At 66.4% G+C, this 6,799-nt stretch carries 7 protein-coding genes; 3 read left to right on the forward strand and 4 right to left on the reverse strand.

Annotated features, from left to right (window positions below; genetic code table 11):
- The 3 genes from ACN4F8_RS13460 to ACN4F8_RS13470 form a co-directional block, all read left to right on the forward strand.
- Nucleotides 1–653, forward strand: a 653-nt coding sequence (locus tag ACN4F8_RS13460; protein WP_419474065.1) for a DUF1513 domain-containing protein, incomplete at its 5' end; no start/stop codon positions are given.
- A 94-nt stretch (nucleotides 654–747) separates the two neighbouring features.
- Complete coding sequence (locus ACN4F8_RS13465; RefSeq protein WP_419474066.1) at nucleotides 748–1,593, forward strand: Crp/Fnr family transcriptional regulator; 846 nt, start codon at nucleotides 748–750, stop codon at nucleotides 1,591–1,593.
- 86 nt (nucleotides 1,594–1,679) lie between these two features.
- Entirely contained in the window at nucleotides 1,680–2,231 is a 552-nt protein-coding gene (locus tag ACN4F8_RS13470) for a glycine zipper 2TM domain-containing protein (RefSeq protein ID WP_419474067.1), read from the forward strand.
- A gap of 38 nt (nucleotides 2,232–2,269) precedes the next feature.
- Here ACN4F8_RS13470 and glxR read toward each other — a convergent pair whose 3' ends face one another.
- The 4 genes from glxR to ACN4F8_RS13490 are packed head-to-tail and all read right to left on the reverse strand — an operon-like array spanning nucleotide 2,270 to nucleotide 6,319.
- The gene (gene glxR, locus ACN4F8_RS13475; RefSeq protein ID WP_419474068.1) at nucleotides 2,270–3,169 is read right to left on the reverse strand and encodes a 2-hydroxy-3-oxopropionate reductase; all 900 of its coding nucleotides are present in this window, start codon (nucleotides 3,167–3,169) and stop codon (nucleotides 2,270–2,272) included.
- A gap of 46 nt (nucleotides 3,170–3,215) precedes the next feature.
- Complete coding sequence (locus tag ACN4F8_RS13480; protein ID WP_419474069.1) at nucleotides 3,216–4,004, reverse strand: HpcH/HpaI aldolase family protein; 789 nt, start codon at nucleotides 4,002–4,004, stop codon at nucleotides 3,216–3,218.
- 25 nt (nucleotides 4,005–4,029) lie between these two features.
- A complete protein-coding gene (gene gudD / locus ACN4F8_RS13485; RefSeq protein ID WP_419474070.1) occupies nucleotides 4,030–5,364 on the reverse strand; it encodes a glucarate dehydratase in 1,335 nt (444 codons plus the stop codon).
- Between the two features lie 4 nt (nucleotides 5,365–5,368).
- The gene (locus tag ACN4F8_RS13490; RefSeq protein WP_419474071.1) at nucleotides 5,369–6,319 is read right to left on the reverse strand and encodes a Bug family tripartite tricarboxylate transporter substrate binding protein; all 951 of its coding nucleotides are present in this window, start codon (nucleotides 6,317–6,319) and stop codon (nucleotides 5,369–5,371) included.
- Nucleotides 6,320–6,799 lie beyond the last annotated feature (480 nt).

Genomic DNA, 6,799 nt, shown 5'->3' on the forward strand with positions numbered 1-6,799 from the left:
AGGGCATGGACCCGCACGAGATGCTGGTGTTGCCCGCGCGCGTGGGCGACGTGCCGGCCGGCAGCCTGCTGGTGGCCAACGGCGGCATTCCCACCCAACCCGAAACCGGGCGCGCCAAACGCGCGCTGGACCGCATGGACGCCTCGCTGGTGGCACTGGACGGCACCACGGGCCGGGTGTTGGGTCAGTGGCGTCTGAGCGATCCGCGCCTGAGCATCCGCCACCTGGCGTGGGACCCGGTGTCCGAGCGCGTGGGCATTGCGCTGCAGGCCGAGCACGACGACGCGCAGGCGCGGCAAACCGCGCCGGTGCTGGCGGTGTGGGACGGCCGCGGCTTGCAGGCCGCGCGCGAGCAGCCGGCGCTGGTTGGCTATGGTGGCGACATTTGCGCACGACCCGGTGGTGGTTTTCTGGTGAGCTGCACACGCGCCCACCACCTGGCCTGGTTTGACGCGCGCGGTGTGTGGCAGCGCAGCGAGCCGCTGCAGGAAGCCTGTGCGCTGGGCAACACGGCCAACGGCTGGTGGGCGGCGGGCCGAGCCGGCGCGCTGAGCAACACCACGAGCGACCCGCTGGGCCTGCCTGCGGGCGTGCGCCTGGACAACCACTGGCTGGTGGTCGGGCCTTCTGCAGGCGCCACGCACAGCCTGTAGGCCCCTTCCTACGCGCATTCGCCCGTTCAACCGACAGACCGGCCGTGCCCTCGGCGGAAAACTGGAGACATCCGTTTTCTCAAGGGGCACAGCCATGTACATCGCACTGGAATCTTCAAGCTTCGACGCGCCGAAGGCGCAAGCGCTCTCGGTGCGTGCGTGCTGCTCAAGCCTGGGCCTGTTCACCGCAGCCCGACCCAACAACCATCTGCTCGCGGCGCTGCCCGCTTGCGACTGGCAACACCTCTCAAGGCACATGGAGCTGGTCGAGATGCCGCTGGGGCAGGTGCTTTACGAATCGGGCGACGACCTGACCCACGTGGTCTTTCCCACCACCGCCATCGTCTCGTTGCTCAACCTCACGGCCAGCGGCGCCTGTGCCGAGTTCGCCACCGTGGGCAACGACGGCTTGGTGGGTGTGCCGCTGCTCATGGGCGGCATGTCAACCAATGGCCGTGCGGTGGTGCAAAGCGCGGGCCACGGCTACCGGCTCAACCGCCAGGTGGTTGTTGACGAGCTCAACGCGGGCGGCGCGGTGATGCAACTGCTGCTGCGCTACACGCAGGCCTTGCTGACGCAGGTGGCACAAACCGCGCTGTGCAACCGCCACCACGCGGTGGAGCAACAGGTCAGCCGCCTGATCCTGCAGAACCTGGACCGTGTGCAGGGCAACTGCCTGCAGATGACGCAGGAGCTGCTGGCCAGCAAGCTCGGCGTGCGCCGCGAGAGCGTGACGCTGGTGGCGCTGGCGTTGCAGCGCGACGGCCTGATCCGCTACGCGCGTGGTCGCATCGAGGTGCTGGACCGCCAGAGTCTGGAAGACCGCGCCTGCGAGTGTTATGCCGTGGTAAAGCTCGAATGCGACCGTTTGCTGCCCCGGGCGCCCGCAGACGCAGCCCCGCTCTGGGCGATGCAGCGCGCGGATGCGCAGACCGGCTGACCCGCGGTACACACGTTTTGTCACAAGCGCCGGATCGAACCCGGTTAGATTTCCTCACCTGTGTAAGGCTTTGAAAGGACGAGAACATGGACAAGTCGATGGTCAAGGGCATTGCCCTGGGTGGTCTGGCCATGGTGGTGGTGGGCGCCAGCGGCGTCACCGGCTACCAGGCGCTGACGCAGCCGAAGTTTGCCGATGTGGTTTCCGTGAAGGAGGTCACCGAGACCGTGGTGACGCCGCGCGAGCGCTGCGAGAACGTGGCGGTGCAGCGCACGGCCCCGGTGAAAGACCAGAACCGCATCGCCGGCACGGTGGTCGGTGGTCTGGCTGGTGGCTTGCTCGGCAGCGCCGTGGGCAACGGCTCCGGCAAGACGGTGGCCACCGTGGCAGGCGCTGTTGCCGGTGGTTATGCCGGCAACCAGGTGCAGAAAAACATGCAGCAGAAAGACGTGGTCACCACGACCGAACAGCGTTGCCGCACAGTGGAAGAAAAGTCCACCAAACGCGTGGGCTACAACGTGACCTACCGCCTCGATGGCAAGGACGGCACGGTTCGCACCACCTTCAAGCCCGGTGACACGCTGCCGGTGAAAGACGGCCAGGTGGTGACCACACCACCGGCCGACGCCAAGTCCTGAAGCAACGGCCCTTGATGGGCCGTTGTTCATTGGGCCACTCAGTCGGGCGACACCGTGTGCCCGGCCATCATTTCCAGCGCCTTCACCAGGGCCGAGTGGTCCAGGTCACCCATGCCGTGCGCGGCGCAGGCCTGCATGAGCTGCGCGGCGTTGGCGGTTTGCGGCAGTGACACGCCGATTTCTTTCGCGCCCTGCAGCGCCAGGTTCAGGTCTTTCTGGTGCAGCTTGATGCGAAAGCCCGGGTTGAAGGTGCGCTTGATCATGCGTTCGCCGTGCACTTCCAGAATGCGGCTCGCGGCAAAACCGCCCATCAGCGCCTGGCGCACCTTGGCCGGATCGGCGCCGGCCTTGCTGGCAAACACCAGCGCCTCGCTCACCGCCGCGATGTTGAGCGCCACGATGATCTGGTTGGCCACCTTGGTGGTCTGACCGTCGCCGTTGCCGCCCACCAGCGTGATGTTTTTTCCCATCAGCTCCAGCAGTGGGCGCACGCGCTCGAACACGGCCTCGTCGCCACCACACATGATGGTGAGTGAACCCGCCTTGGCGCCCACTTCACCACCCGACACCGGCGCGTCGATGTAGTCGGCGCCCAGGTCGTTGATCTTCTTCGCAAAAGTCTTGGTGGCCATGGGCGAGATCGAGCTCATGTCGACCACCACCTTGCGCACCGCACCGGTGCTCTCCTTGAGGCCGTGGGCCACGCCGTTCTCGTTGAACAGCACAGCTTCCACATCGGGTGTGTCCGGCACCATGGTGAACACCACCTCGGCTTCGCGTGCCACGGTAGCCGCGTTGTCGCAGCGCACGGCGCCCGCGGCTTGAATGGCTTCTGGCACTTGGCTGCGCGTGTGCACGAACAGCTGGTGGCCGGCGTTGGCGAGGTGCAGGGCCATGGGTGTGCCCATGATGCCCAGGCCGATGAATCCGATTTTCATGAGTCTGCTTTCAATATCTGTGGAGAAGGGGTCAGTGGAGAAGGGGTCAGTATCCGCCCGCGTTTTTCGGAGGTTGGCCGGCACGCATGGCGGCCACCACCTGCTGCGCACCGGCGGCCATGAGGCGCGCGTCCGAGCTCACGGTGACGAACTGGAAGCCCATGGCGATGCGCTTGCGCGCCGCCTCGGGTGAGCCATTGTGGATGCCGGCCACCAGGCCGTGGGCTTTGGCGCGCGAAAGGATGTGGGCCACCGCGTCGGCCGCTTTGGGGTCGAGGTCGTCGAAGGTGGGTTTGCAGCCAAGTGCCAGCGACAGGTCGGACGGACCGATGTAGATCGCGTCCAGCCCCGGCACCGAGAGGATGTCGTCGAGGTTGTCGAGTGCCTGCGCCGTTTCGATCATGGCGAAGGTCACGATGGTGTCGTTGGCGTGCTGGGGATAGTCGGCACCGCCGTAGAGCAGGGCGCGCACGGGGCCGAAACTGCGCGTACCGCGCGGCGCGTAGTGGGTGTACGCGACCAGTTTCTGTGCGTCTTCGCGCGTGTTCACCATGGGGCAGATCACGCCGTAGGCACCGGCGTCCAGCGTCTTCATGAGGATGCCGGGCTCCAGCCACGGCACGCGCACCACAGGCACGGTGTCGGTGGTGCTGATGGCCTGCAGCATCGGGATCATGGCCTGGTAATCCACCACGCCGTGTTGCAGGTCGATGGTCAGCGAGTCCCAGCCCTGGTGGGCCATGGTCTCGGCCGAGAAGCTGTTCGGAATGGCCAGCCAGCCGTTGACAACGGCGCCACCGGCGGCCCAGATTTCGCGCAGGCGGTTGGGTCTCATGGCTTGTCCTTGGTGGGGTGGGTGTTCATCGATCGAGCGCGGGGCGCTTGGGGTTGAAGGTCCAGTTCGGGATCAGGCTTTGCATGGCCATGGCGTCGTCGCGCGCGCCCAGACCGTGCTGCAGATAGAGCTGGTGGGCCTTCTCCACCTCGGCCATGTCCAGCTCCACGCCCAGTCCCGGGGTCTTGGGCACCTGCACGTGGCCGCTCTCGATTTTGAGCGGATCTTTCGTCAGGCGCTGGCCGTCCTGCCAGATCCAGTGTGTATCGATGGCGGTGACCTTGCCCGGTGCGGCGGCGGCCACGTGGGTGAACATGGCCAGCGACACATCGAAGTGGTTGTTGGAATGCGAACCCCAGGTCAGCCCCCAGTCGCGGCAGGTTTGCGCCACGCGCACGCTGCCGGCCATGGTCCAGAAGTGCGGGTCGGCCAGCGGGATGTCGACCGATTGCAGCGAGAGTGCGTGGGTCAACTGGCGCCAGTCGGTGGCGACCATGTTGGTCGCCGTGGGCAGGCCGGTGGCGCGGCGGAACTCGGCCATCACCTCGCGGCCCGAGAAGCCGTCTTCGGCACCGCACGGATCTTCGGCATACGCCACCACACCACGCATGCGCTGGCCCAGGCGGATCGCGTCCTTGAGCAGCCAGCCGCCGTTGGGGTCGAGCGTCACACGCGCGTCGGGAAAGCGTTCGTGCAGCGCGGTCACGGCATCCACCTCTTCGTCACCGCGCAGCACGCCGCCCTTGAGCTTGAAGTCGTTGAAGCCGTAGCGTTCATACGCCGCCTCGGCCAGGCGCACCACGGCCTCGGGCGTCATGGCCTCTTCGTGGCGCAGGCGGCTCCAGGCGTTGTCGGCGTCGGGCTCGCTGGCGTAGGGCAGGCTCGTCTTCGACTTGTCGCCCACGAAGAACAGGTAGCCCAGCATCTCCACCGCATCGCGCTGCTGGCCTTCACCGAGCAGTGCGGCCACCGGCACACCGAGGTGTTGGCCGAGCAGATCGAGCAGGGCCGATTCCACCGCGGTCACGGCGTGGATGGTGGTGCGCAGATCAAAGGTCTGCAGCCCGCGCCCGCCCGAGTCGCGGTCGGCAAAGCGGGTATGCAGTTCGCGCAGCAGGCGCTGGTGATCGCCGATGGACTGGCCCACCACCAGGGCGGCCGCGTCTTCCAGCGTCTGGCGGATCTTCTCGCCGCCCGGCACCTCGCCCACCCCGGTGTGGCCGGCGCTGTCGGTGAGGATGAGCAGGTTGCGCGTGAAGAACGGGGCGTGCGCACCGCTCAGGTTGAGCAGCATGCTGTCGCGCCCGGCGACGGGGATGACGCGCAGTGCGGTGACGCGTGGCGTGGCGGAAGTTGGCATGCGATCAATCTGCCTTGATGTTGCGGACTTCGATGAGCTTCTTCCAGCGCGCGAATTCGGTGGCCTGGAAGGCGGTGAACTGCTCGGGCGTGTTGGCCACAATCTCGAAGCCGAGGTCGAGCAGCCTGGGCTTCACCGTCGGGTCGTTGAGCGCCTCCGCGATGGCGGTGTGCAGTCTGGCCTTCACGTCGGCGGGGATGCCTTTGGGTGCAGCCACGGCCTGCCAGGAGTTCACGTTGGCGTCCTTGATGCCCAGCTCGTCGAGCGTGGGCACGTTGGGCAGCAGGGGCGAGCGTTTGGCGCTGGTGATCGAGAGCGCGCGCAGCTTGCCGGCCGTGATCTGCGGCATGGCGGTGTTGATGTTCATGAACGAGGACTCCACCTGGTTGCCCAGCAGGTCGGTCATGACGGGACCGCCGCCTTTGTAGGGCACGTGCACGCCGCTGGTGCCGGTTTGTTGCCAATAAAGTTCTGCGGTGAGGTGGTCGCTGCTGCCGTTGCCCGAAGACGCAAATGTCATCTTGCCGGGGTTGGCCTTCTGGTAGGCCAGCACGTCGGCCATGGTCTTGTGGGGCGAGACGGCGGGCACCACGAGCACGTTGGGCGCCTGCACGGCCACGGTGATGAGGTCGAAGTCCTTGGTGGCGTCGTAGGTCACCTTGGTGAGGTGGGGCGCGATCACGAACGGGCCGAGCGAAGAGACGAAGAGGGTGTGGCCGTCGGGCGCGGCGCGGGTGACTTGAGCCGCGCCGATGGTGCCGGTGGCGCCGGCCTTGTTTTCCACAATGAAAGTGCCACCCAGTTTTTCCTGGAGCTTCACCTGCAACGTGCGCGCGATCATGTCCGTGGAGCCGCCGGGCGGGAAGGGCACGACGATGGTGACGTTCTTGTCGGGCCAGGCCATGGCGGTGGCAACCGTCATGGATGCGCCGAGTGCGCACAACAGTTTCTTCATTGCATGTCTCCTTCTGGGGGTGGGGTCGGTTGGCGTGTTCGCCGTGATTTGGTACCGGTACCAATGTTTTCCGGGTTGCATGGTACCGGTACCAAATCTCTGCGTCAACGGTTGTTTGTCGGGTGGTTTTTTGCCTGCACCTTCGCGGGCTCGTGAGCGAGCGGCGCTCTGCTCCGCGGCTGTCCCCCGGGGCCTGCGGCCCCTCCTCCTTGATGCCGCTGCGCAGAACGCCACTCACTCACGAGCTGAAGTGACGTTGGAGTGAGCCCTGACGAGTGCCAACGAGGTCATCGGCGGCCATGGGGCACGGCGCAGCCAAATCAAGGAGGAGGGGCCAAAGGCCCCGGGGGACATTCGCGGAGCCGTGCCCCGTGGTCGTCGATGACCGGACCAACCGGAGAAAACAACCAGACCAGCCGGAGAAAAATCAGGAAGTCTCCCGCTCAACGATGGAGAACCCCACGTCCACCACCCGCTGCG

This window comes from Hydrogenophaga sp., assembly GCF_048549895.1.
Taxonomy (GTDB): domain Bacteria; phylum Pseudomonadota; class Gammaproteobacteria; order Burkholderiales; family Burkholderiaceae_C; genus Hydrogenophaga.